General features: G+C 69.5%; 41 protein-coding genes and 1 pseudogene. 36 read left to right on the top strand and 6 right to left on the bottom strand.

Annotated elements, in window-relative coordinates; all coding sequences use genetic code 11:
• Positions 1-2: 2 nt before the first annotated feature.
• From ACZ573_RS28285 to ACZ573_RS28260, 6 genes and pseudogenes are all read right to left on the bottom strand, one after another.
• The gene (locus ACZ573_RS28285; RefSeq protein WP_471309211.1) at positions 3-1,370 is read right to left on the bottom strand and encodes an STM4012 family radical SAM protein; all 1,368 of its coding nucleotides are present in this window, start codon (positions 1,368-1,370) and stop codon (positions 3-5) included.
• Positions 1,367-2,173, bottom strand: a complete 807-nt coding sequence (locus ACZ573_RS28280; protein WP_471309206.1) for an STM4013/SEN3800 family hydrolase — start codon at positions 2,171-2,173, stop codon at positions 1,367-1,369. The genes ACZ573_RS28285 and ACZ573_RS28280 overlap by 4 nt, the downstream gene beginning before the upstream one ends.
• 55 nt (positions 2,174-2,228) lie before the next feature.
• The gene (locus tag ACZ573_RS28275; RefSeq protein WP_471309204.1) at positions 2,229-3,353 is read right to left on the bottom strand and encodes an STM4014 family protein; all 1,125 of its coding nucleotides are present in this window, start codon (positions 3,351-3,353) and stop codon (positions 2,229-2,231) included.
• A 10-nt stretch (positions 3,354-3,363) separates the two neighbouring features.
• Positions 3,364-3,990, bottom strand: a pseudogene (locus ACZ573_RS28270) (STM4015 family protein); the annotation flags it as partial.
• Positions 3,991-4,068: 78 nt separating this feature from the next.
• The gene (locus ACZ573_RS28265) at positions 4,069-5,364 is read right to left on the bottom strand and encodes a tyrosine-type recombinase/integrase (protein WP_471309201.1); all 1,296 of its coding nucleotides are present in this window, start codon (positions 5,362-5,364) and stop codon (positions 4,069-4,071) included.
• A gap of 431 nt (positions 5,365-5,795) precedes the next feature.
• Positions 5,796-6,224: a hypothetical protein gene (locus ACZ573_RS28260; protein WP_471309198.1), complete on the bottom strand. Its 429-nt coding sequence runs from the start codon at positions 6,222-6,224 to the stop codon at positions 5,796-5,798.
• Positions 6,225-6,400: 176 nt separating this feature from the next.
• On the opposite strand from ACZ573_RS28260, the gene ACZ573_RS28255 reads away from it, so the two are divergent.
• The 36 genes from ACZ573_RS28255 to ACZ573_RS28080 all read left to right on the top strand — a co-directional run bounded on the left by ACZ573_RS28255 (position 6,401) and on the right by ACZ573_RS28080 (position 23,018).
• A complete protein-coding gene (locus ACZ573_RS28255) occupies positions 6,401-6,640 on the top strand; it encodes a helix-turn-helix domain-containing protein (RefSeq protein WP_471309194.1) in 240 nt (79 codons plus the stop codon).
• 1 nt (position 6,641) lies between these two features.
• On the top strand, positions 6,642-6,887 hold the full coding sequence (locus tag ACZ573_RS28250; RefSeq protein ID WP_471271938.1) for a MerR family transcriptional regulator: 246 nt from the start codon (positions 6,642-6,644) through the stop codon (positions 6,885-6,887).
• Between the two features lie 107 nt (positions 6,888-6,994).
• On the top strand, positions 6,995-7,312 hold the full coding sequence (locus ACZ573_RS28245; protein ID WP_471309192.1) for a hypothetical protein: 318 nt from the start codon (positions 6,995-6,997) through the stop codon (positions 7,310-7,312).
• Positions 7,309-7,515 carry a hypothetical protein gene (locus ACZ573_RS28240; protein ID WP_471309189.1) on the top strand — a complete coding sequence of 69 codons (207 nt, stop codon included), beginning with the start codon at positions 7,309-7,311 and terminating at the stop codon, positions 7,513-7,515. The genes ACZ573_RS28245 and ACZ573_RS28240 overlap by 4 nt, the downstream gene beginning before the upstream one ends.
• Positions 7,512-8,129 (top strand): hypothetical protein, encoded by a 618-nt coding sequence (locus ACZ573_RS28235; protein ID WP_471309186.1) that lies wholly within the window; start codon positions 7,512-7,514, stop codon positions 8,127-8,129. The genes ACZ573_RS28240 and ACZ573_RS28235 overlap by 4 nt, the downstream gene beginning before the upstream one ends.
• Positions 8,126-8,323: a hypothetical protein gene (locus tag ACZ573_RS28230; RefSeq protein ID WP_471309183.1), complete on the top strand. Its 198-nt coding sequence runs from the start codon at positions 8,126-8,128 to the stop codon at positions 8,321-8,323. The genes ACZ573_RS28235 and ACZ573_RS28230 overlap by 4 nt, the downstream gene beginning before the upstream one ends.
• A 91-nt stretch (positions 8,324-8,414) precedes the next feature.
• Positions 8,415-8,726, top strand: coding sequence for a hypothetical protein (locus ACZ573_RS28225; RefSeq protein ID WP_471309180.1), 312 nt, complete (start codon positions 8,415-8,417; stop codon positions 8,724-8,726).
• A complete protein-coding gene (locus ACZ573_RS28220) occupies positions 8,716-9,093 on the top strand; it encodes a hypothetical protein (RefSeq protein WP_471309177.1) in 378 nt (125 codons plus the stop codon). Before ACZ573_RS28225 ends, ACZ573_RS28220 begins: the two co-directional genes overlap by 11 nt.
• Positions 9,090-9,404, top strand: a complete 315-nt coding sequence (locus tag ACZ573_RS28215; protein ID WP_471309175.1) for a hypothetical protein — start codon at positions 9,090-9,092, stop codon at positions 9,402-9,404. Before ACZ573_RS28220 ends, ACZ573_RS28215 begins: the two co-directional genes overlap by 4 nt.
• A complete protein-coding gene (locus ACZ573_RS28210; protein WP_471309172.1) occupies positions 9,401-9,742 on the top strand; it encodes a hypothetical protein in 342 nt (113 codons plus the stop codon). The genes ACZ573_RS28215 and ACZ573_RS28210 overlap by 4 nt, the downstream gene beginning before the upstream one ends.
• Before the next feature lie 110 nt (positions 9,743-9,852).
• Complete coding sequence (locus ACZ573_RS28205; RefSeq protein ID WP_471309169.1) at positions 9,853-10,098, top strand: hypothetical protein; 246 nt, start codon at positions 9,853-9,855, stop codon at positions 10,096-10,098.
• The gene (locus ACZ573_RS28200; protein ID WP_471309166.1) at positions 10,098-10,967 is read left to right on the top strand and encodes a YqaJ viral recombinase family nuclease; all 870 of its coding nucleotides are present in this window, start codon (positions 10,098-10,100) and stop codon (positions 10,965-10,967) included. The genes ACZ573_RS28205 and ACZ573_RS28200 overlap by 1 nt, the downstream gene beginning before the upstream one ends.
• Before the next feature lie 32 nt (positions 10,968-10,999).
• Positions 11,000-11,239, top strand: a complete 240-nt coding sequence (locus ACZ573_RS28195) for a hypothetical protein (RefSeq protein WP_471309164.1) — start codon at positions 11,000-11,002, stop codon at positions 11,237-11,239.
• Positions 11,236-12,039, top strand: a complete 804-nt coding sequence (locus ACZ573_RS28190; protein WP_471309160.1) for a recombinase RecT — start codon at positions 11,236-11,238, stop codon at positions 12,037-12,039. The genes ACZ573_RS28195 and ACZ573_RS28190 overlap by 4 nt, the downstream gene beginning before the upstream one ends.
• 73 nt (positions 12,040-12,112) lie before the next feature.
• Positions 12,113-12,481: a hypothetical protein gene (locus ACZ573_RS28185; protein ID WP_471309157.1), complete on the top strand. Its 369-nt coding sequence runs from the start codon at positions 12,113-12,115 to the stop codon at positions 12,479-12,481.
• Entirely contained in the window at positions 12,478-12,759 is a 282-nt protein-coding gene (locus ACZ573_RS28180; RefSeq protein WP_471309153.1) for a hypothetical protein, read from the top strand. Before ACZ573_RS28185 ends, ACZ573_RS28180 begins: the two co-directional genes overlap by 4 nt.
• The gene (locus tag ACZ573_RS28175; protein ID WP_471309150.1) at positions 12,756-13,565 is read left to right on the top strand and encodes a hypothetical protein; all 810 of its coding nucleotides are present in this window, start codon (positions 12,756-12,758) and stop codon (positions 13,563-13,565) included. Before ACZ573_RS28180 ends, ACZ573_RS28175 begins: the two co-directional genes overlap by 4 nt.
• On the top strand, positions 13,565-14,692 hold the full coding sequence (locus ACZ573_RS28170) for a DNA cytosine methyltransferase (protein WP_471309147.1): 1,128 nt from the start codon (positions 13,565-13,567) through the stop codon (positions 14,690-14,692). Before ACZ573_RS28175 ends, ACZ573_RS28170 begins: the two co-directional genes overlap by 1 nt.
• 570 nt (positions 14,693-15,262) lie before the next feature.
• Positions 15,263-15,622 (top strand): hypothetical protein, encoded by a 360-nt coding sequence (locus ACZ573_RS28165; RefSeq protein ID WP_471309144.1) that lies wholly within the window; start codon positions 15,263-15,265, stop codon positions 15,620-15,622.
• Positions 15,619-16,986, top strand: coding sequence for a replicative DNA helicase (locus ACZ573_RS28160; protein WP_471309140.1), 1,368 nt, complete (start codon positions 15,619-15,621; stop codon positions 16,984-16,986). The genes ACZ573_RS28165 and ACZ573_RS28160 overlap by 4 nt, the downstream gene beginning before the upstream one ends.
• A gap of 5 nt (positions 16,987-16,991) precedes the next feature.
• A complete protein-coding gene (locus tag ACZ573_RS28155; RefSeq protein WP_471309136.1) occupies positions 16,992-17,663 on the top strand; it encodes a PDDEXK family nuclease in 672 nt (223 codons plus the stop codon).
• Positions 17,664-17,757: 94 nt separating this feature from the next.
• Positions 17,758-18,093: a hypothetical protein gene (locus tag ACZ573_RS28150; protein WP_471309132.1), complete on the top strand. Its 336-nt coding sequence runs from the start codon at positions 17,758-17,760 to the stop codon at positions 18,091-18,093.
• Between the two features lie 55 nt (positions 18,094-18,148).
• Positions 18,149-18,610 carry an NUDIX hydrolase gene (locus tag ACZ573_RS28145; RefSeq protein WP_471309130.1) on the top strand — a complete coding sequence of 154 codons (462 nt, stop codon included), beginning with the start codon at positions 18,149-18,151 and terminating at the stop codon, positions 18,608-18,610.
• A gap of 74 nt (positions 18,611-18,684) precedes the next feature.
• Entirely contained in the window at positions 18,685-19,011 is a 327-nt protein-coding gene (locus ACZ573_RS28140; protein WP_471309127.1) for a ParB N-terminal domain-containing protein, read from the top strand.
• Positions 19,008-19,253 (top strand): helix-turn-helix domain-containing protein, encoded by a 246-nt coding sequence (locus ACZ573_RS28135; RefSeq protein ID WP_471309124.1) that lies wholly within the window; start codon positions 19,008-19,010, stop codon positions 19,251-19,253. The genes ACZ573_RS28140 and ACZ573_RS28135 overlap by 4 nt, the downstream gene beginning before the upstream one ends.
• Before the next feature lie 299 nt (positions 19,254-19,552).
• Positions 19,553-19,822: a hypothetical protein gene (locus ACZ573_RS28130; protein ID WP_471309121.1), complete on the top strand. Its 270-nt coding sequence runs from the start codon at positions 19,553-19,555 to the stop codon at positions 19,820-19,822.
• Between the two features lie 71 nt (positions 19,823-19,893).
• Positions 19,894-20,184, top strand: coding sequence for a hypothetical protein (locus tag ACZ573_RS28125; RefSeq protein WP_471309119.1), 291 nt, complete (start codon positions 19,894-19,896; stop codon positions 20,182-20,184).
• Positions 20,181-20,345, top strand: coding sequence for a hypothetical protein (locus ACZ573_RS28120; protein WP_471309117.1), 165 nt, complete (start codon positions 20,181-20,183; stop codon positions 20,343-20,345). Before ACZ573_RS28125 ends, ACZ573_RS28120 begins: the two co-directional genes overlap by 4 nt.
• Before the next feature lie 3 nt (positions 20,346-20,348).
• On the top strand, positions 20,349-20,567 hold the full coding sequence (locus ACZ573_RS28115; RefSeq protein ID WP_471309113.1) for a hypothetical protein: 219 nt from the start codon (positions 20,349-20,351) through the stop codon (positions 20,565-20,567).
• Positions 20,564-20,785 carry a hypothetical protein gene (locus ACZ573_RS28110; protein WP_471309109.1) on the top strand — a complete coding sequence of 74 codons (222 nt, stop codon included), beginning with the start codon at positions 20,564-20,566 and terminating at the stop codon, positions 20,783-20,785. The genes ACZ573_RS28115 and ACZ573_RS28110 overlap by 4 nt, the downstream gene beginning before the upstream one ends.
• Positions 20,782-20,967, top strand: a complete 186-nt coding sequence (locus tag ACZ573_RS28105) for a hypothetical protein (RefSeq protein WP_471309107.1) — start codon at positions 20,782-20,784, stop codon at positions 20,965-20,967. The genes ACZ573_RS28110 and ACZ573_RS28105 overlap by 4 nt, the downstream gene beginning before the upstream one ends.
• The gene (locus tag ACZ573_RS28100; RefSeq protein ID WP_471309104.1) at positions 20,964-21,158 is read left to right on the top strand and encodes a hypothetical protein; all 195 of its coding nucleotides are present in this window, start codon (positions 20,964-20,966) and stop codon (positions 21,156-21,158) included. Before ACZ573_RS28105 ends, ACZ573_RS28100 begins: the two co-directional genes overlap by 4 nt.
• A complete protein-coding gene (locus tag ACZ573_RS28095) occupies positions 21,155-21,571 on the top strand; it encodes a hypothetical protein (protein WP_471309102.1) in 417 nt (138 codons plus the stop codon). Before ACZ573_RS28100 ends, ACZ573_RS28095 begins: the two co-directional genes overlap by 4 nt.
• Positions 21,564-22,130, top strand: a complete 567-nt coding sequence (locus ACZ573_RS28090) for a DUF6221 family protein (protein ID WP_471309099.1) — start codon at positions 21,564-21,566, stop codon at positions 22,128-22,130. Before ACZ573_RS28095 ends, ACZ573_RS28090 begins: the two co-directional genes overlap by 8 nt.
• Positions 22,127-22,324 carry a hypothetical protein gene (locus tag ACZ573_RS28085; RefSeq protein WP_471309098.1) on the top strand — a complete coding sequence of 66 codons (198 nt, stop codon included), beginning with the start codon at positions 22,127-22,129 and terminating at the stop codon, positions 22,322-22,324. The genes ACZ573_RS28090 and ACZ573_RS28085 overlap by 4 nt, the downstream gene beginning before the upstream one ends.
• 46 nt (positions 22,325-22,370) lie before the next feature.
• Positions 22,371-23,018, top strand: coding sequence for a hypothetical protein (locus ACZ573_RS28080; protein WP_471309095.1), 648 nt, complete (start codon positions 22,371-22,373; stop codon positions 23,016-23,018).
• Positions 23,019-23,040 lie beyond the last annotated feature (22 nt).

The raw sequence follows: 23,040 nt of genomic DNA, 5'->3' as shown, positions 1-23,040 counted from the left end.
GGCTACTTGGCCTCGTAGGCGGCCATCGCGGCCCGTACGGCCGGCGAGAACAGCTCCGGGCCGAGCGCGTCCGAGTGGGCCAGGCCCTCGGGGGACAGGCGCAGGAGCGGGCCCGTACCGTCCTCGTCGAGCCAGCCGCGGGCGGCGAACGCGGCCAGTTCGGCGGGGAAATCCTCGTGCGGGCCGGCGCCGAACCGCTCCCGGTAGTCGGCGACCGGCATGCCCTGCGCCTGCAGCAGCGACTGGAGGAGGTGGCGGCGGCGGGCCTCGTCGCCGTTGGTGGGACGGCCGTGGACGGCACGGGTGAAGTCGTCGGTGGCGGTGTAGTCGTCGATGATCCCGCGGATCTCGCCCATGTCGACCGCGTAGTCGAACGAGTAGTGCAGCGCGGAGGTGTAGGAACGGGCGCCGCAGCCCAGGCCGATCATGCCGTCGGTCTGGCAGGCGTGGTCGTCCGGGCCCTGGGGCGCCGTACCGGCCAGCCGGAACATGCGCATCGACACCTGCTCGTAGCCGTGCGCGAGGAGGTGGTCGCGGCCCTGCCGGTAGAGGCCGAGGCGCTGCTCGTCCCAGGCCCGGTCGGTGAGCGCGGTGCGCCGGGCGAGCCCGGTGAGGGGGCGGACGTACAGGGGGTACAGGTACAGCTCCTCGGGGCGCCAGGCGAGGGCGGCGTCCAGGGAGGTGCGCCAGGTGGCGGAGGTCTGGCCGTCGATGCCGTAGATGAGGTCGATGTTGAGGACGGGGACGCGGGCGTCACGGATCCGGCCGAGTGCCGCCTCGACATCGGAGCGGCGCTGGGGGCGTACGGCCGCCCGGGCCTCCTCGGCGACGAAGCTCTGGACGCCGATGCTGACGCGGGTGGCGCCGCGCTCGGCGAGGACGGCGAGCCGGTCGGCGGTGGCGGTGGCCGGGGACGTCTCGACGGACAGCGGGACGGCGCGCAGGTCGGCGCCCATGCGCCGCTCGGCGATGTCGCAGAGCCGTTCCAGTTCGAGGGCCGTCAGGAAGGTGGGCGTCCCGCCGCCGAAGGCGGCGTTGGCGAAGGAGACCGGGCCGTCGTCGCCGAGGGCGTCGCGGACGGCGGTGGCCTGGCGCTCCAGGGCGTCGAGGTAGCGGCCGGTGAGCCCGTCGGGTGCGCCGATGCGGGTGAAGAGGTTGCAGAAGCCGCAGCGGACCTCGCAGAAGGGTATGTGGAGGTAGAGGGAGAGGGCGTCCTTGCGTTCGCCGTGCCACAGGTCCCGCAGGGCGGGCCGCTCGGGCAGCGGCCGGTAGGCGGTCTTGTGGGGGTAGGCGTACACGTAGGCGCTGTACGGGCTGCCCGGCGGCGCGGTGGGTGCGAGCGGGGCGGGCGCGGGTGCGGGGGCGGTCATGCGGACGGCTCCAGGAAGAAGTGGGCGTACGGCACGGTCCAGACGGCCTCGTGGGCGAGGCGGTGGCCGGTGTAGCCGTCGTCGCCGTAGGTGGTGCCGTGGTCGGAGCAGACGATGGCGAAGCAGCGGCGGCGGGAGCTCATGGCGGTGAACAGCCGGCCGATGTGCCGGTCGATGTATTCGAGGGCGGCGGCGTGGGTGGCGCGCGTGTCGCCCGCTTCGGCGGTGGCACCGGCGAGGTGGAACCAGTTGGGCTGGTGCAGCGCCGAGGCGTTGACGAACAGGAACAGCCGCTGCTCGGCGGGGAGCGCGGCGACGACCTGTTCGGCCCGCTCGACCTGTGCCTCGAAGGAGGTGGGCGACGCGACACCGAAGGCCGGTTCCCAGTGGCTCTCCTGGAACATGCCGGGGAGTACGCCGCCCAGCGCGCCCTGCTTGTTGAAGAAGCCGACGCCGCCGACGCACACCGTGCGGTACCCGGCCGCGGCGAGGCCGGACACCAGGTCGGGGGAGTCGAAGACGTACGTGCGGCCGGCGGTGCTCTCGCTGCCGGCGAAGCGGGCGGCGAACAGCCGGGGGTGCGGGCCGGGCCGGGCGGGGGTGGGCAGGAAGCCGGCGAACATCGCCTGATGGGAGGCGTAGGTGAAGCTGCCCGGGGCGTGCCGCTCCTCCCAGACGCCTCCGGGCAGGTGCCGGGCCAGGTTCGGAATGCGTCCGGCGGCGGCCAGTTCGACGGCGACGTCGTGGCGCAGGGTGTCCAGGGTGAGCAGGAGCAGGTCGTCGCGGCCGACGACCTCGTTCATGTCGGGGAGCGGGAGCGGGAGCGGGGGCGGGGGCGGGGGCGGGAGTGCTGGGGTCTCAGGCGGGTGCACGGTGGTTCCTCGTGGGGTGGTGCTGCACGTGTCTTCGGATGGCGGCGGCCACCTGCGCGGCATAGGTGTCCTGGCCCTCGGCGCCGCTGCCGGGCAGTCCGGTCAGGCCCGGCAGGAGGTCGCCGAAGGCGTTGACCTCTGCGACGGCGAACCGGCGCCAGCCGACCGCGGGCAGAAGATCGACACCGACGCACAGGGTGCCCGGGAAGCAGGCCGCGGCCCGCTCGCAGGTCCGCAGGGCCTCGGCCCAGGCGGGGCCTGCCGCCTGGACCGCGGCGGCCAGGTCGCCGCGCCGGCCGCCGAGATGGAGGTTGGTCATGGGGGTCCGGCTGGTGCGGACCACGGCGTGGGTGGCGCGGCCGGCCACGACGACCACGCGCAGGTCGGCCGCCCCGTCGCCGAGGGAGGCCTTGGGCCACCAGCGTTCGACGTGGAGTCCGTCGGGGGCGAGGGCGTCGACCAGCGCGGCGACCTCCGGCTCGCGCGTGAGGCGCCGTACCCGCAGGGAGTTGTGCAGCCGGCCGCCCTCCGCGCTCTCCACGGAGGTGGTCGCCCTGATCCGGCCCCCGGCGGCCGTCTCGACGGCCACGACACCGGAGGCCGAGGAACCGTGGGCCGGCTTCAGGAACACCCGCGGCATGCCGTGCGCGGCCATGAGGGCCCGTACGTCCTCCCAGCCGCGTACGGGGGCGTCGCCGCCGGAGGTCGGCGACCGCGGCACGGGGACCCCGGCGCGGGCGAGGACCTCGTGGCAGAGCCGCTTGTCGAAGAGGACGGCCAGCTCGTCGGGGTCGTCCAGGCGCAGGCCGCCGGTCAGCGACCGGACGGCCGCCGTGAAGGCGGCGTACCAGCGGGCCCCGCCCTCCACCCGGGTGGGGTCCCCGGCGCCGCGCAGGAGCCGGTCGACCTCGGCGTTCTCCCCCGGCGACTCGATCCGCACGATCTCGTCGGCGGCGAAGGCGGCGCCGCCCCCGCGCAGGACGTCCGTCCAGGGCACGACACGCGGCGCGGGCAGCCCCGCGTCGCGCACCGCCCCGGAGAACAGGGCGACGCGCCGGTTCTCCGGATTGCCGACGACCGCCCAGCGCGGCGGTGGTGCGTGGTCCGTCATGGCCCGCGCGCTACTCGCCGACGGCGACGTAGCGCCAGACCCGGCCGTCGTCCTCGTCCTCTTCGGCGTGGCCGCGGTTCAGGTCGAGGGTGACGCCGGCGCCGCCCAGGACCTCCTGGAAGCGCTCGCGCAGCGCCGCACCCAGGTAGTTGTGGTGCAGGTCCAGCTTCTTGAGGTGCGTCAAGGGCTGTCCGGAGAGCAGGGCGGCGCCGCCCCGGTCGGTGAGGACGCCCATGGACAGGTCGAAGGTCTCCAGGCGGGCGACGACGGGAGCGGACGCGACGGCCGTGGCGATCTCGTCCTGGATGTCGCTGTTGCGCAGGCCCAGGTGACGCAGGCGCGGCAGCCGGTCGCCGTCGAGGATCGGCGCCACGTCGGCGACCGCCGCGTCCCCGCCGTACTCGCTCGTCCCGAGCCACAGGTCGAGGTGGACCAGGGCGGGCAGGTCACTGGCGGCGACGCCGCGGACCGCCTCGGCGGGCATGCCGCCGGTCTCGACGGTCAGGGAGCGGAGCCTGCGGTGCGTGACGGCGGGGAAGACCAGCCCCGAGCCGCCGCGCACGCCGAACTCCTCCAGCTCCGGGAAGCCGTCGAGGAGCGGGCCGACGTCGCTCTGGTTGATCCAGGAGATCTCGCAGAATTAAGCCCTGTCAGGCCCTGGGCCAGCGAATCCCTTGATCGCGGTCAATGGAGTGGGAAACAACTGGGAGATGATCTAGGGAACCTGTCCCTTCAGCCTCTCCTGAAGCCCGTCCCAACGCTCCTGCATCGTCTTCATGATGGCCTGCTCCATGGCCACTGTCACGCTGCTGTAAGTCCCCTCCACACCACCCAGTTCGTGCCCCATGCGGGCCTCCACCGCGTACCGGTTGTGTCCGTGCTCGTCGAGCCACGCCTTGTGCCCGTGGCGGAGCAGGTACAGCCTCCGCCCCTGGAACTCGGGCACCTTGGGGATCTCGGGCCGCGGAATGCGCACGCGGGGCCCCTCGGGCCGCTCGGCAGCGCCATGGGTGATGGTGCGCCAGTACGTCTGGTTGAAGTCCTGGGCGGCCAAGCAACGCCCTCGGGCCGAGGGGAAGACCCACGGCCGGTTGTGCGACGCCAAGACCTCGGCCAGCATCTCAGCAAGGAACGGTGGGATCACCAGCGTTCGGGCACTGGCGTACTTGGGCGGGAAGTACTCGACGTCGCCTCGCCCCACCCGCGCGGTGCGCTGAGCCTGCCACTGCACACGGATGGCCGGCATGAGGTCCGCGCCCGCCCCGTAGCGGTTGGCGTCATCGACGTATCGGTCGGCCTCTGCAGGATCGTCGCGCGGATCGGAGGCGGGCCAGTAGGGATAGCAGTGTTCGCGTCGCAGACCGAAGAGCTCGCCTGGTCGCATGCCCGTTACCGCCATGGTCCAGATCAAGGCATAGCCCGGACCGCCGAGGACCGTTCGGGCGTTGCGGGCCAGCGCCTCGACCGTCTCCTCGGACAGGTCCCGCTTGCGCTCCTTCGGCTTCTTCACGAACTTGCCGCGGCGCTTGGTCCGGTCGACGGGGGAGACCTTGATAAGCCGCGGCACGGCGTCGTCGAGGATCATGTTGAACGTGGACATCACGTTCTTCGCGGCGGAGGTGCCGACCTTGTCCTCGACCCGCTTCTTGAAAGCCCGGTACTCCAGGACGTCGATGTCGCCGATGGCCTTGCCCCGGAAGTAAGGCCGGATGTGGGCCTCGACGCGGGACCGGTAGGCCACCTCTGTTGAATAGGCGTGGTTCATCGTGCCGAGCCAGTCGTCCAACCAGTCGGACAGGAGCGTGGCCTTGTCGCGGTTACGAACGTGGGTGCCGTGCCGGATCTCGTAGAGCTTGTCGAGTCCGTGCTGGGTGGCGGCTTCCTCGTCGGTGAATCCGCCTTTGGATTCGTACCGCTTCCGTCCGTTGGCGAGGTACTCGCCGCTCCACCATTTGACGCGGCAGGTTCCGCCGCGCCATTCCAGATGGACGTGCTGCTCAACCCGGGCCATGGTCAGCCCCTTTCCTTCGCCTGGGTGGTGCGAAGGCCGGCGGGCACCCCTGCCGCCCGGCTTCGCAGTGACCGCTACACGTCTGCCCGGCCAACCTGACAGCCGGCGCAGTCTGAGCAGGGTGCCCCCTGTGCCTCCATCAGCTGCATGACCGTCTTGCGTGTCGGCTGGTCGTGCAGTGCTGCCAGAGGTAGAGCGCACACCGTTTCATCGTCGATCCGTAGTGCCTGTCCCATGAACGCCGGGCCTAGATCGAGAGTGACCACTTTTACCATTGGGTCCTCCCACGTGTTGCCTTGTAGAGAACCTCCCCAGGTGCCCCAAAGGGTGGCACGCGGAACAAGCTTGCGGGAGGGGATGGTTGAAAGTTCTCGATCTCCCAGAGTTACGATCCGATTACGGGCTAATGGTTGTACGCAAATCGGCGCAGTTTAGGACGCCTCGGGAAGGACACCGCGCTTGCGTAGCTCTTCCACCACCCGGTCCTGCAGCTCTCGGATCTCCCGAACGGTCAGGTTGGGGGTCGTGGCCATGGCGGAGTCCTTGATGATGTCGCGGACGTCTTCCGGCACGAGCGAGTCCGGCACCCGGGTGGTCATGTAGGTGCCACCCTGCGCCGTGTGGTAGCTGACCGGCACGGGCTCGCCGCCTTCGGCGATGTGGACGCAGGTGCCGGTCGCCCAGCCGAGAGTGGCGTCGACTTTCGCGTAGCTGACGTCGCGCACCGACTCGCCCTCTTCGACCCGCTTCCAGGTGTCCTTGGAAACGCCGGCGGCGTGCGCCGCGGCCACGCGGGACGGGAACTGTTCCAGCCGTCGGGCTTTGACGGCCTTCGCAAGCCGTCCTAGGTCAAGGGTCATGGGGCCCAGTTTGACAGGACCGGCTAGGTCCAGCCAGGTCCGCCCTCCAGAACGGCCTAAACCTTAATCAGACACGCCTAACTAGAGCTGACTACTACCGACCAGTAGAAAGATCATGGCCATCTAAGGCTAACTAGAGCTAGACATTCAGAGCTAGCTAGGGCTAGATTCAAGGCATGCACCAGCCCCCAACCTTCGAGGTCAACGGGGACGCGATCCGCAAGGAGCGCATGGATGCGGGGCTCGAGATTTCCGAGCTGGCAGAGGCGGCAGGCATAAGCCGGCGCTACCTCTCCCACCTGGAGAACGGCACCCGCAGCCGCCCTCGCCCCCGCCGGTACGCCGCGCTCCGCAACGCCTTGAACATCACCGACGACCGACTCCTCGCCGCGCCGAGGACCGGAAGCAAGGAGTGACATGCCCACCGCCAAGTACGAGAAGTACTGCGTCGCAGTGCCGCCCCTCGACCCGAACGCCGACGTGATGACGATCCAGGAGAGCGCCTACGTGCTCAAGTGCAGCGTCAGCCACCTGTACCGCGTACTCCGGGCGAACCCGAAGCTTCGCAGCCGTTCCGGGCGACGCGTCGTCATGAACAAGGCGGCCAGGGACGCGTACTACCGCATGAACCAGGGCGCCAAGCGCCTGGCCACTGCCGCCTAGCTGCGGCATGCGGCCCCGACCGCCGGTGACCTGTCCAGTAACCGGCCGGCCAGGGCCTCCCGATCCACCCCTCACCTGCACGCCTACATGCAAGGAGAAGAGGACCCGTGAACGACATCATCGCCGGTGATCCGGCTACGACCAACCCCGTCGCCCGCAACGAGCTCCTGGCTCTCATCGAGACGCTGAAGGCCGAGCGCGACGAGCTCCTGAGTCGCCTGCACACCGTGGCCGGTGCGAAGTACTGGACGAACGAGGACGGCGAGAAGTTCGTCTTCATCAAGGACATCGGCGCTGCCGTATTCGCGCCCTACGGCGGCGCTCGATCCGTCGCCGACGCCGAGAAGGCTGCCGCTCAGCGTTCGGTCGACACCCAGTTCCCGATCATCGCCGCGTTCCTGGCCGACGAGGACGGTGCGTCATGACCACGCCGACGCCTGAGATCGCCCGACTGGACGTGGCCGAGGCCGTCCTGATCGCTGACCTGAAGGCAATCGCCGCCCGCCGAGAGATGGCTGGCCTGCTGGCCGAGCAGCGGCACCAGCTCCTCGACCTCGACGCCGACTCCACCTGCCCGTTCGAGGGCGCCTGCCGCTACCCGTACCTGACCGCCGGAGGCCAGTCGTGAGCGACTACCCCGAGATCGCCGCCCGGTTCGCCCGGGAGACCGACGGCCACCAGATGACCGTGCTGCACGAGGACGGCCTGTACCGCCACGTGCGATTCGAGAACCCGCAGTACGGCGCCATCTACCGGTTCGACCTCATCACGTGGCCGCACGGCCTGCTGATCCGCGGCGACGGCCCGAACTTCGCCTTCTCCCTGTACCCGACGGTCGACCTGTTCGACCTGTTCCGGCGGACCGCGAAGGTCGACGACATCAACGCGGACTACTGGCAGGAGAAGGTCGTCGCCGGGAAGGTCCAGGACTGGTCGGAGGAGAAGTTCCGCACCTGGCTGGTGAAGGAAGCAGCGAAGGACGAGGCCCGACACCCCGGTCTTGTGAATGCGGTCAACCGGCAGATCCTGCACAGCGACGAGCACAACACCGAGTACAGGGGAACAGCCGAGTACGCCCTCGCCTCATTCACCCATCGCGACTATCGCCTCCGCTTCCCGGAGCGGTGGGAGGAGTCCTTCGAGGACTACTCGTGGGAGTTCCTGTGGGCCTGCCACGCGATCCGCTGGGGTATCGGCCGATACGACATCGCGAAGGCAGTTCCGAAGGCGGCGACGTCGTGACCGCCCCGACGCAGGTGCTCTCGGCCCTGCTGTGCGACCCGGACGCCGCCACTCAGATGGCCGGCCCGCTGCTCCGCTCGCTGGACCTGACAGGCCGGGATCCGCTGGCGTGGATCACCGACCCGAACCTCCAGCAGTCGATCGCCGACGGCTTCATCGACATCCCCGACGACCTGCTCAGGGGCCCGCGATGACCGCCCGCCGCGTCTACGGCCTGGCCGCTGCTGCCGCTGTCACCGGCGCCCTACTCATCGCCCTCGGGCACCGAATCTCCAGGGGGAACCCGTGAGCACGATCCTCGTACAGATCGACGACCAGACCTTGCCGCTGGCGAAGTGCGTCTGGGTCGAGTACCGGCCCTGCGGCTGCCCGTGCGGCGTGATGAACGCCGACTGGGGCGGCGGCGACGTGGTCTACGCGACCGAGGAGCAGGCCCGCCGTGAGATGTACCCGCTGAAGCGGGAGCGCGACAAGGCCATCAAGCAGGGCTTCATGCTGAAGCTCCTCACCTTCGCCAACTACCGCGACTCCGTCGACATCACCATGCGCTGCGAGGCGTGCGAGCCGCAGACGACGGAGGCCTCCGATGGCAACTGAAGACCGCCTCGCCGAAATCGCGGCGCGCGTCCTGGCCGCCACCAAGGGCACGTGGGGCACCTACTACGACGGCACAGCCTACCACCTGGCCGCCGATATGCACGTCACGGATCCGTCCAACAGCCGGCCGATCGGCAGCATTCCGGACGGCAACGACAAGACCCAGGCATTCCACAACGCCATGTTCATCGGCCGCGCCCTCGACGACGTCCGTTGGCTGCTGGCCGAGCTGGCCGAGGCCCGTATCCGGCTGGAGATCACCGAGCGGCAGGCGGGAGACCTCGACGCCAAGCTCACCGAGCGGACCCAGCAGCTGAACGGGCTCCTCGCCGCCCTGGACTACGACGAGAAGGCGGTCCCGGCGTGAGCCTCCTCGGTATAGCCCGGCCGCGTGGCCAGCACCGCGCGGTCGACGAGGTCCACCGTCTCCGCGCCGAACTGGATCAGGAGCGGGCCCGGACCGCGGACCTGCGCCGGCAGCTCGACACCGCCATCACCGGATGGGACAACGCCAACGCGAAGGTCAACCGGCTCCGGGATGAACGAGACCGGGCGGTCGAGGCCACGCGACAGAACCAGACCGCCGTCTCCTCCCTGACCTCACACCCCGCAGTCGCCGACACCCAACCGATCGTCATGCCGCTCCACCTGGCCGCCGAGAAGGGACTCCTGCCGTGACCGTTCACCAGCACGTCGTTCAGCTGCGCGGCAAGCCCGCCTTCACCGTGAACGCCATCGAGCCGGCTCCGGGCCTGTTCATCTACCGGGGCCTGCCGTACAGCCGGTGGGGCGAAGAGTTCCACTGGCACATCGGCCACCACTCGGGCCTGATCATCGCCTCTGCGCCGTCCGCGGTCGAGGCCCGCAAGGCCGTCGCGGAGATCGCCGACCTCGCCGACTGGACCCTCTCCGCGCAGGAGATCAAGGACGACGCCAGCGTCGACGCCGCCGAGGTCCGCGAGCGAATCATCTACCGCACCGACGCGGTGTTCCACCAGAACCGCCGCGCCGCTTAAAGACCCGCCGGGGCCAGCCGTGCACCCACCGGCCGCCCCGGCGCCAAACCGCCACCGCTGAGGGCCCCCACACCGGGGCCCCAGCCCGCCACACCCTGAAAGGAGTCGTCGTGCGCACCTCACTCACCATCCGACGCTGGCGCATCGACCTCTACGACCGGGCCTTCTACATCCAGAGGCAGCCCAACCCGAAGTGCTCCGACTGCGACGGCCGAGGCGACATCGCATGCGGCCCTGGCGTCGGCCCCTACGGCGAAGAGCCGGACTTCCGGCCCTGCGACTGCTGGGACCCGTACCGCAACATCCGTATCCCGTTCGCCCGGCGTCCCGTCGCAGTTGATCGGTGGCCTTTCTGATGGAGACCCCCACCGGAATCCTCCTCGGAGAGTTCACCCCCGGCACCCCCGAATGGGACGCCGCCCGCGCCGGCCTGTGCATCACAGCCACCGAGATCGCCGCAGTGCTGGGCCTGTCCCCGTGGCAGTCCCCGTTCTCTCTCTGGCACAAGAAGTCCGGCCTGCCCACAGCGCCGTTCCAGTCGAACCCGGCGATCGAGTGGGGCAACCGGCTCGAGGACGCCGTCGCCCAGAAGATCGCCGACAACCATCCCGAGCTCACCCTCACCAGGACCGGTACCTGGCGGCACGCCGAACGGGAATGGCAGCGCGCCACCCCCGACCGACTGGCCGGCCGCATTGTCGAATGCAAGACCAGCCCGTTCGGTGACGACTGGGGCCCCGACGGTGGCGACCAGGTCCCCATCCACTACCGCTGTCAGGTCATCTGGCAGCAGGACACCCTGGGCCTGTTCGAGCCGGCCATCATCGGCGTCCTGATCGGCGGCTGGGACTACCGCGAACTCTGCATCGAGTACGACGCCATGGACGCCGAGATCATGCGCGGCGCGGCCGAACGCTTCCTCGACTCCGTCCGACGCAACGAGCGCCCCCCGATCGACGGCTCGGACGCCACCTACCAGACGATCCGCGTCCAGCCGACCGGCCGCGAAGACATCGACGTAGAGATCAGCGCCGAACTCGCCGCCGACTACGAGATCGCCCAACAGGCCGCGAAGGCATCGGCCGCAGAAATCACCCGGGCGCGCGGCCGAATCCTCGACGCGATCGGCAACGGCTACCGGGCCGTCCACAACGACCGACGCATCGCCTACCGAACCGTCAACCCCGACGGAACCACCCTCGCCCTCCAGCCCTACAGGAGCTAGGAAACCCAATGGTCGAACAGCGATTGCACCCCATGACCATCCGTGAGTGGGAGGCAGCCATCGACGCAGCCGATCTCATCATCGGCCCGTCCTTCGGCTTCCAGGCGGTATCCGGCGAATGGAACGCGGCGGTGCACGTAGCCACCGGAGACAGCCTCACGGTCGAAGCCCGCGACGAACTCGTCGAAGAGCTCCGCAAGGCCGTGGCCGAGACCGTCAACCGCGTCCTCTGCACCCGCCCCGTCCGACAGTCGTACAGGAGCCACCCGTGAGCCACATCGGCAACGCCATCGAAAAGCGCGACAACGGGCCGGCCGCCCAGATCGAGGCCTACCGCAGTGAGTACGCGGCCCTCGTCCCCTCTCACATCAACGCCGACCAATGGATCCGCCTGGCCATGGGCGCCATCCGTGGAAACGAAGACCTGGAGAAGGCCGCCCGCAACGACATCGGCGTCTTCCTGCGGGAACTGAAGACCGCTGCCCGGCTCGGCCTGGAGCCCGGAACGGAGCAGTTCTACATCACGGCCCGCAAGAGCAAGGCCCACAACTACAACCTGATCATCAAGGGGATCGTCGGCTACCAAGGCATCGTCGAACTGATCTACCGGGCCGGCGCCGCCTCCTCCGTCATCGTCGAAGCCGTCCGCCAGAACGACACCTTCCGATACGTGCCCGGCCGGGACGAACGCCCGATCCACGAAATCGACTGGTTCGGCGGAGATCGCGGCCCGCTCGTCGGCGTGTACGCCTACGCCGTCATGAAGGACGGCGCCACGAGCAAGGTCGTCGTCCTCAACCACCAGCAGGTCATGGCGATCAAGGCCAAGTCCGACAGCAAGGGCTCCGAGTACAGCCCATGGAACACCGCTGAGGAATCCATGTGGCTGAAGAGCGCTCTTCGGCAGCTGGCCAAGTGGGTTCCCACCTCGGCCGAGTTCATGAAGGAGCAGCTTCGGGCGGAAGCCGCGGTTGCTGCTGAGACCTCCCTGGGGCCAGCAATGCCGTCCGTCCTGGACGACCACGACCCCACCTACGACGACGGCCCCATCGAGGGCGAGCTCGTCGACTAGCAGAACCCGGGGCGGCCCGACCCCAAGACGGGCCGCCCACCCCCAGTACACCGCACAGGAGAGGACCACCGCCATGACCCGTCGCCTCACCGTCGCCGAACGCCACGCCTCCGCCGAAAAGGACCTCCTCCTCGAGGAGATAGCCGACCAGTCCAGCTGGGACAAGTTCCTCGTCGAGCAGGCCGTCCTCGCCGTCGGCCGCGGCCAGAGCGAATTCACGGCCAACGACTTCCGCACCCTGCTCCCCGAACTCGGCCTCGGCTTCCTGGGCGCCGCGATCAGCGCCCTCCACGGCGGTGGACTGATCCGCCACACCGGCAGCTACGTCCCGTCGGACCTCGACAGCACCCGCGGCCACCGGCTCAGTGTCTGGACGCTGACCGACAAGGCCCTCGCCCTCGCCGCCGACCGGGCCACCGCACGACGGGCGGCCGCCGCATGAACGCCTCCGACACCGTCTGGACCTGCATCGGCATCGTGGTCGGCCTCCTCCTCATCGCCACCTACGGCTGGGACGCCTGGCACAAGGGCCGCACCCGTCGCCGCTGGCAGGCCACCGCACGACAAGCCGCACGCCGCACCGAGGACGACGTCCGCCGCGACCTCGCCGACACAAAGGCCGACCTCGAAATCGCCCAGCTCGAAGCCTGGCTGCACACCCCGCCACAGCCCCGCAACACCATCCCCCACCAGACCCGCCGGACGGAGGAAGACCGATGAGCATCGAAGTCGCAGTCAGGGAGGCGAACAATCGCCGCCAGCAGCGCCGTCGCCGCCTGATCGCCGCGGGCCAGTGGAACCCCTGGACCGACGCCTCACTCGTTCGCGACCACATCGCAGCACTGCGAGCCCAGGGAGTCACCCTGCGGCGCATCGCCGAACTCTCCACCACGCCATACGGAGAGATCGCCAGCATCCTCTACAACGGCAACTCCCGCCCGCCTATCCAGCGGGTACGGACGGAGATCGCCAGCCAGATCCTCGGCGTCCAGCCGGTCTGGGAGGGCCTCTCCGACGATGCATACATGCCGTCAACCGGCGCGGTCCGCCGGCTTCAGGCTCTCGTGGCCATCGGCTGGCCTCCCCCGGTCCTCGCCCAGCGGCTCGGCCTGTACTTGACCTACCTCAACAAGATCCTCAGGGGCGAGAAGCCCAAGCTGAAGGGCCGTACAAACCGGGCTGTCGAGGCTCTCTACGACGAGCTGTGGAACGTTGATCCGGTTGGCCAGGGCATTCGGGCCGCGTCCATCGCCCGCGCCAAATCCCGGGCCGCAGCCAACGAGTGGGCGCTTGCCGCGGCTTGGGACGACGAAAGCATCTACGACCCGCAGGCCACACCCCACCTGGGCGAACGCACCCCTCGCTACATCGCAATCGCCGAGGACTGCGCCGAGCTCGAACGCCAGGGGCACACCCGGCAGCAGATCGCCGAACGCCTCGGCGTCACCCGTGACGCACTCCAGCGCGCCCTCTCCCTCTACCGCAAGACCGTCCTCGACAGCACCGACATGCGAAAGGCCGCCTAATGTCCGACCCCCGCAGCGGCTCCCTCTGCACTGGCTACGCAGGCCTAGACGCCGCAGTGCAGGCCGTGTTCGGCGGCACCACCGCCTGGGTGTCCGACATCGACCCGGGCGCCTGTCAGATCCTCAAGCACCGCATGCCCGACACCCCCAACATCGGCGACCTCACCGTCACCGACTGGGCCGCCGTGGAGCCCGTCGACATCGTCCTCGGCGGCTACCCCTGCCAGCCCTTCTCCACCGCCGGCAAGCGGAAAGGAACCTCCGATGAGCGCCACATCTGGCCGTACATCGCAGACGCCCTTGGCGTACTACGACCCCGAATCGCGGTCTTTGAGAACGTCGCAGGGCACCTTCGATTGGGATTCGACACCGTCCTCGCCGACCTTGCCCGCCTCGGGTTCGATGTCCAGTGGGCGTGTGTACGCGCATCGGAGGTCGGCGCTCCCCATCAGCGGAACCGGCTCTTCATCCTCGCCACTGCTGCCGACGCCCCGCACCTCGGATACGAACGGGGCGGGAGCGCACGGGGACGGCGGCTTGGATCTCCGGACCACCGTGACGCTGCTGCCGACGCCCGCAGCGAGGGACTGGAAGTCCGGGGAGTCCAACCTGATCGGAACGAATGCCAGGCCGCTGAACGAGGTCGTGGTGAACCTGCTTCCGACTCCGCGCGCATCGGACGGGGCGAAGGGCGGCCCGAACCAACGCGGTTCGAAGGGCGACCTGGCGCTACCGGCAGCGGTGGTGCAGCTCCTGCCGACACCCAAGGCGAACGACGCCAGGTCGACCCGCACATCAGCACGGGCAAGGGCGGGGGGATCGGGACCGACGCTGACCGACGCTCTTTGTCCGCGGCCCAGTGGGGCCGTTTCGCCCCCGCCATCCGCCGCTGGGAAGCCGCCACCGGACGACGTGCCCCCCGGGCAACTGACGATCGCAATCGACTGAGTCCGCGGTTCGTCGAGTGGCTGATGGGCCTTGAAGCCGGCTGGGTCACCGACGTCCCCGGCCTCTCCCGCACCCAGCAGCTGCACGCCCTCGGCAACGGCGTCGTGCCCCAGCAGGCCGAAGCAGCCATCCGGCTTCTCGCCGAACGAGCCGCCAGCCACACGGCCGCCGCGGCCTAGCCGAACCACTTACCCGCACCAGCCAGAGAGAAGCCTGCCGTGACCTTGGACGCCATGAACTGGGTGTGGGATCACTCCCAGTCGAAGGGCAATGCGCGGATCGCCGTGCTGTTCGTAGCGGACCAGGTGCGCACTGCGGCGTGCGAAGTGAAGCTCTCCTACCCGGCCCTCATGCGAGCGCTGAACACGAAGTCGAAGACGACCGTCAGTGCCGCTCTCGTCGCGGCCAAGAAGCTCGGCGAACTGGAGATCGCGGAGGAGGCGGCAGGCCGTCGGTCGCATCTCTACAGGCTGCCGAAGGCCATCGGATACTCCCGTTCGGCCTCTCGTAGCGGTCCAGAAATTGGACCGCTAGAGCCTGGTAGTGGTCCAGAAGTTGGACCACAAGACCACGTAGACCCCTCTCGTAGCGGTCCAGATTCTGGACCGCATGAGGACCGTAGTGGTCCAGGTTTTGCACGTAGTGGTCCAGAAACTGGACCACCTTCCCCATTCCCAAAAGAGCAGGCAAGCAGCGAGGCCTCGGATCGACCTGACGCCTTCACACGCTGCCAGCCGCTCGTGAAGGCCATGACGCAAGCCGGCGTCACCGTCAGCTGGAGCATGAAGCCCTCCGACTGGCTCGACATCGCGGCCGTCATCGACAGAGCCGGCGTGACCGCGATGGTCCGCTACGCCGTCGACACCAAGGCCACCGCACGCCAGCCGATCCGCTACGCCACGTTCTTCCTCCGCGGCGGCTGGAAGGGCCTGCCGCCCGCAGCCGCCAACGTTCCGCAGCCCCGCCCCGGCGGCATCAAGCCGCCCCACTGCGGAGACCCCGACTGCGACGAGATCAGCCGCACCCGCGAGATCGAAGACGACCGCGGACTCCGCAGCCTCCAGCGCTGCCCCGACTGCCACCCCGCCAGCAAAGGACAAGCCGCATGACCGAGCCCGCCTGGGAAACCGAATTCCCCGACGAGATCACCACCGCCGCCCCGCACAACGAGGAAGCCGAGATGGCCGTCCTCGGCGCCATGCTCCTCGAGAAGTCCGTCATCGAACCGATCTCCGCGATCCTCACCGGCGGCCCCGGCGACTTCTACAAGCCCAGCCACCAGACGATCTACATGACGATCTGCGACCTGTACGCCGGCAGCCGCGACCCGAAGATCGACCCGATCACCGTGTCCGCCGCGCTGCTGGCCAACGGAGAGATCAGCAAAGTCGGCGGCGGCGCCTACCTGTCGAAGCTCGTCAACTCCGTCCCCTCAACCGCGAACGCCACCTACTACGCCGACCTCATCCGCGAGAGCGCCAAACTCCGCGCCGTCCTCACCGCCACCCGCCGAGCCACCAGCCGCGCCCTCACCGCCGCCTCCACCGCCGCCGAGATCCTCGACGCCGCCATGGCCGACCTCCAAGCCGCCGCGTCCGGGGCACCCGCCGCCGACGTCCGCCTGTCCGTCGCCGAACGCTGGATGAGCTTCATCGACGAACTCGAAATCGGCGCCGACCCGAACGCCCTCGACACCCCCTGGCCCGACCTCAACCAGGTCGTCGAACTCAAGCCCGGCCAACTCGTCACAGTCGGCGCCGCAACCGGCGGAGGCAAGTCCCTGTTCGGCATGAACCTCGCCGCCCACGTCGCCCTCACCCGCGGCAAGCCCGTCCTCGTCGCCAGCATGGAAATGGGCGGCTCCGAACTCATGGCCCGCCTCACCTCCGCCGAAGCCAGCGTCCCCCTCGACCGGCTCATCCGCCGCAAGCTCGACGCCGGCGACTGGGACAAGGTTTTCAAGGCCGCCCCGCGGCTCCAGAACGCCGGGAACTTCATCCTCGACGACTCCGCGAACCTCACCCTCGGCAAGATCCGGGCCCGCATGCGCTGGATGGCCTCCCGTGGCACCCCGCCCGCCATGGTCGTCGCCGACTACCTCCAGCTCATGACCCCCGAAGGCACCAAGTCCAACGCCACCCGCGCCAACGAGGTAGCCGAACTCTCTCGCGGCCTGAAGCTCCTCGCCATGGAGTTCGAGATCCCCGTCGTGGCCCTCGCCCAGTTCAACCGCAACGCTGCCGGCCGGCAGCCCCAGGTCACCGACTTCAAGGACTCCTCAGCGATCGAGCAGGACTCCAACGTGATCGTCCTTCTACACCGGCCGCTCGCCGAAGACGGTTCCGACACCACCGACCGCGCCGGAGAGATCGACCTGATCGTCGCCAAGAACCGCAACGGGGCCGCCGGCCGGACCGTCGCCCTCACCTTCCAGGGGCACTACGCCCGCCTCCGCTCCATGGGACGGATGTGATCAGCATGGCCATAACCGCGATCGAGACCTACTACGCCGGACACCTGTTCCGCTCCCGCCTCGAGGCACGCTGGGCAACCGTCTTCAACGACCTGGGCATCCGCTGGGAGTACGAACCCCAGGGCTTCCTCGTCGGCGACCAGCAGCGCCCGTACCTGCCCGACTTCCGCCTCCCCGACATCGGCTGGTGGATCGAGGTCAAGGGAACTGGCGAGCGCCTCGACATGGGTCTCCTCACCGACGCAGTCCACCCGACCAAGGGCATCGGCGCTCACGGCGGCGCGACCAGCCTCCTGATCCTCGGGCCGATTCCTGACACCTGCGGGGCGACCCCGCTGCACTTCAGCGTCAGCCAGGCAGCCCACTGCGGTCAGCTGCACCGGTGCGGCGACGACTGCGACTTTCCGCCGCCGCTGTACGGGCTGGACTACTTCCTCGCCATCGACGACCTGGCCAGCCTCGGCACTGACCTCAGCACCATTCGGCCGAGCGATCTCGAGACCTGGCGCAAGTGGGGTGCCTACCCCATCCCGTATGGCCGGCCGATCGGCACCGTTCCGCAAGGCGACCTGACCCGAACGCTTCTCGACCCGCGGGTGCCGGCAGGCCCGCACCTCGAGGCGGCGTACACCCTCGGCCGCACCGCCCGATTCGAGCACGGGGCGAAGGCCGCATGAGCGCCGTCCTCGGAATCCCCTGCCACGACTCCGGCACCCAACGCCCCGACAGCAGCCCCGTCCACCACGCCCGCTACACCGGAGGCAACGCCGCATGACCCTCGACGAGATCATCACCGCCCTCGAAGCCGAAGACCCCCGCAAGGTCCTGCCCGACGGCTTCACCAACCCGCACAGCTACCGCGGCTACTACCACGAACTCGCCTTCGAACCCGCCGTCGACGTCATCGTCGGCGAAATGCTCGCGGATGCCCGGGGAGCCTTGGGCGCCTGGTTCACCGGCTGGAAGGGCGGCGACTTCCAGATGGGCGGTTACACGGACTGCTGGCTTGCCTTTGAGGGCAGCGCGGGCGGCGACGCCATCGGCCCCCTGCTCCTCCGCCTGATGCTCGCCGCCGGACACGTGCCGGGCGGCGAGGCCGAGCGGTGACCGCCTCCACGGCCGCCCGCCAGCCCATCCCGCGACGACCCCGAAAGGCCAACCGATGACCGACACCGACCTTCAGGTCCTGCTCCCGCTGCAGCACCTCATCGACCAGATCGTCCGATCCACCCCCATAGGGGCAACCGAGCAGCTCGCCGCCGAGCTCACCGTGCACACCGTGGCCTGGGTCGGGAAGAACGTGCTCCCCGCCACGCCCGACATGGCCCCGTTTGTCGCGGACATCGACGCCGAGCGCGGACGGCAGCTCGCCAAGTGGGGTGACCAGCGGCACCCCGACGGAACCGGCCTGCCGTACTACGTCGAGGCGGCCAAGGCGGCCCGCCGGGAGTGCCAGTACGCCGCCGATACCCCCATGGGGCCGCGGTGGGCGCTGATCCTCCTCGAGGAGATCTACGAGGCCCTCGCCGAGGACGACCCGGCCAAGCTGCGCGCCGAACTCGTGCAGTCCGCGGCCGTCATCGCCGCCTGGGTCAGCGACCTCGACCGCCGCCCCACCCCGTGATGCAGGCGACCCGCCCCCTCGATCGAAGCGAGGGGGCGGGCCACCCCGATTCCACCACACGAAGGAGACCCCCGATGACCGAGGTCCGCACCATGGAGCTCACCCGCCTGCTCGCCGAGTTCACCAACGGCGACGAGACCGGCTGGGACGCCGAACGTGCCTGGCTCACCAGCCAGCACCCCCGCCGCCTGGCCCGCATCCGTGCCGAGATCGAGGCCGGCAACTTCCCGCCCGTCCGCCTCGACCTCGCCGAGCGACGTGTCGTCGACGGACATCATCGGATCATCGCCGCCGAACAGTTGGGTCGGAGCATGGTGCCCTACGCCAACGCGTGGGACGGCTCGGAGTGGTGGCTCCTGGCGAGCGATCAAGGTGGCGACGACGCGAAGGCCGTGTCGTGACCGGCACGCCCCGGACCGTCGATCGCCTGAGCTCCGGCCAGCTCCGAATGCTGGAGCTCGCCGCGAACGGAGCCACCGACCACGAGATCGCCCGCCAGTTGGACGTCTCCGTCCACACGGTCCGCGACCAGTGGCGCTACAACCTGCGGCCCGCGCTCGGCGGCATCGACCGAACCCACACCATCGCCCTCGCCGTAGCCGCGGGGCTCGCGCATCCCGTCCCCAGAGAGGTCGCCGCATGAGCCGCTACCTGAACCAGCTCCTCGCCCTCGTCGCGGTCGCCGAGCAACGGCCGCTAGACGCAGCCGAGGCGGACATCCTGCGCGACCGGATCCGTGCCCTGGACGCAAGCCGTCGGCAAGTCGGGGCGCTTGAGGCGGCCTTGCAGCGGGCCAGGACGGCCCGTCCGGCGCCCTCAGCGCCCGCGTAAGGCTCTCGCAGCGCTCCGGCATCCCTCGCGACGTCGGAGCCCGCCACAGGCCCTGAGGCGCCCACAGAGCCCCGCCACCCGACCCGAACCGCGCGCAAGGAGACAGCCCACATGCCGATTACCCCCGTCTCGACACCGCTCTACACCCTCACCTGCGACGACACCGACTGCGAGTACCTCGCCGACATCGACGGCGACGGCCGCATCTACTTCGAGACCCCCGACGAAGCCCGCGACTGGGCTCTCGGCTGGGGCTGGGCAACCGACAACGCCGACCGGCGCCGCCTTCTCTGTCCCGGCTGCGCCGAGGAGCAGCTGAACGCCGCCGACGAGGCCGCTGAGATCGCGGCCGCCGTGCTGTACGCCCTCAACATGCCGTAACCCGCCCCATTCCGGCCGTCCCCCGGGGCGGCCGGCCCGGACACCACCCACACCACCGGAAGGACCCTCACGTGACCGCCACCCGTATCCCGATCGAGCCGATCCACCTCTCCAACGGCACCATCACAGGACTCGTCTTCCTCGACCCGAACCGGCCGCACACCGTGCCGGACGAGCGCGGCTGCCCCGACTGCGACGGAGACGTCTACGACTCGGGATGCCCCGCCTCGGGCTGCAGCGGATACGCCTGCCCCGACTGCGGCACCGGCTGTGACCTCGACTTCGTTTCCGCCGAGGACGGGGGCCGCTGCGCCCAGGCCATCGACGAGGACGGCGACGACGACGAGGACGCCAAAGCATGAGCCAGCAGCCCACGTTCAGCCTTGCCGAGATCCACGCTCAGATCGGCGTCTGCAACGAGCTCCAAGCCCGCATGGACCAACTCTTCGCCGACTGGCGGCAGCTCCTCCGTGACCAAGCAGCAGCCCGCACCGGCTTGCCCGACATCGAGACTTCGGAGTAGGCCGTGCCGACCCTGCTCCTCGTCGCCGGCGGCCTCACCCTCATGGCCCTCGCCCTCGCCGCCATCAGCTGGGCACTCCGTCACGGCGAGCAGCAGGACCGCGCGGCCCGCCACACCGACCCCCACGCCGCGTACTGGGGCCGGGACGACAGCCCCGGCCCCACGACACCCGACAGGCCCGCAGACGGGCGTACACGACCACGACACCGGAGACACCGATGACCGCCCAGCCCCTCGGCGCCGACACCGCGCACGACAGTGCCGTCCGCCAGATCGACGACACCACCGACCGCCTCAACCGCATCACCGGCAACCGCACCGTCCCGGAGGCCATTGCAGTCGGCGTCCTCACCGCCCAGTCCAACCTCGCCATCGCAACCGCGCTCCTTGCCGTCGCCGACGCCATCCGCAGCACCCAGCCCGACAGGAGCCAGCCGTGACCCTCTGCACCGCCAGCCTCAACGACTCCGTCACCGCCCGCCTCCACCACTGCACCCTCACCGCCGGACACGACGGCTGGCATCGCGGGCCGCTTGTCGGCGACACCACCCTCATGTGGACCGACGCCACCCCCGGCGGCGTACCGCACCGCGACCAGGTGGCCGAGAGGAGCCGGACGTGACCGACTTGTGGCTGCCCGCCGAGGAGGCGTACACCCGCGAACCCCCACCCGCCCACACCGCCCAAGCCGTGACCGATGAGCAGGCCTTCACCGACATCCACGGCCCCCAACCGACCGCGCCCCGCCCGTACCGGACGACGGTCACTGTCGGCTCCATCGACGACTACAAACCCGAAGGAGATCAGCCGTGACCGACCCCACCGAGCACTGCGGCGCCCAGTTCCCCGCCTTCGAAGACCAGCCGCCCACCGAGTGCGTCCTCCGGCCCGGCCACCAGGGCAGTCACGCCAACGAGTACGACACCCGCTGGATCATCAAGGCCGAAGCCGGCTACTGCCCGCACTGCGGACGCGGCGACGCCGGACCCACCGCCGAAGCCTACGAACAGCTGCGGCAACGAGCAGTGACGGCTGAGGCCGCCATCAACCGCGTTCGAGCCCTCGCCATCGAACTCGACGGTGGCTGCCCCTGGACCAGCTCCGCACCCGGCATCGCAGACGAGATCCGCGAAGCCCTCGAACCGCCCGCCGAGTACATCGACCCCAACCCGACCATCCCCAGCATCGACCTGGCCAGAGCCCGCAAGGAGACCCCCGATGCCTGACCTCCACGGCTGGATCAGCCAGCAGATCGCCAAGGCCGAAGCCGCTGCCGAAGCCTGCCCGCCCTGGCCGTGGACGTTCAACCCCGACGAGGACACCGTCCTTGCCGCTGACGGCATCCAAGTCGCCGACACCTTCGCCCTCAGTAGCAGGCAGCAGCACGCGGTCGGCGCCCATATCGCCGCCAACGACCCGGCCGCCGTACTCCGCCGCTGTACCGCCGACCGGAAGATCCTCGCCATCCACCGGTACGCCGGCGGCAACAGCTGGGACCAGTACGCCTGTCACGGCTGCGGCTACGACGACACCGGCTACCTCGTCGACCACACCAACGACTGCGAAACCCTCCAGGCCCTCGCCGAGGGCTACGGGATCACCGAGGACGAACTGGCCGGACTCGACCGACCCGAGCAAGAGCGGCAGGCGAGCGGCGGCGGAAAGACAGCACTCCAGGTGATCGACGAATTCCTCTGGGCAGCCGCAGCGACCCGGCAGGCGACGACCCCCACCACCGATGTTCCCGCCGCACTCCGCGGACCCAACTGGAAGGCCAAGCCGTGACCGCCAAACGCCTCGCCGCCCGAATCGTCGCCCCAGTACTCGCCCTGGTCTTCGTCGTCGGCTTCTCCATCGGCACCTACCACGACGACGGCGGCGGATGGCCGGCCGTAGCAGCCCTGTGGATCACCATCGGAATCCTCCTCGCCGCAGCATTCGCATTCGCCTGGGCCCTCGACAACTGGAACGCCCGATAACCCACCGCTTGACCTGCCCCGTACCGCCCGCACAAGGAGCACAGCCGTGAGTGAAACCGTCGCCCGCTGCGTCAAGTGCCGCCGCGCCCTCTGGGAAGACGAACGAACCGCCGGCCGGTGGGCCTGCTACCGCTGCGAAGAGACCGCCGTCGCCCAGCTTCGCAAAATTCCCGACCTGTTCCGCAAGGCCGACCAGACCGCAGCCTTCACCAAGGGCAGCGCCAGGGCCACCGGCGGCACCCGCAGCGCAGGATCTTCCGCACCCCTCAAGGTCGACGTCCTCAGCATCGTCGCCAACGGAGGCGCCGTAGCCCTGTTGCAGGCCGTCGAAGACGCATGGCGAACCCGGCTTCGATGGTCCATGGGCGAGACCCGCCACCGGGCAGACATCGACGGCGCCACCAGCTTTTTGATCAACAACGTGCGCTGGGCATGCGGCGAATACCCCGAAGTCGGATCAGACCTACAGGTCATAGCCCAAATCCACGGCCGGCTCGACTACATCGACACCGGGAACCCGCCCGCCCGCACCTACATCCTGTTCTGCTCCGCCGACAACTGCGACGGACAGCTCCGGGTCAGCCTCTCCGTCCCCTACGCCAAATGCCCCAAATGCGACGAGGGCTACGACCGCTGGCAGCTCGACCAACTCGACAGCGAGTTCGGACCCAACCCCAACCGGTCCGCCGCGTGAAGAAGGCCCCCACCTGTTCGGG

This window comes from Streptomyces sp. NPDC040545 (assembly GCF_055595065.1).
The sequence above is the reverse complement of the archived record's forward strand: the minus strand, read 5'-3'. Positions and strand labels throughout refer to the sequence as shown.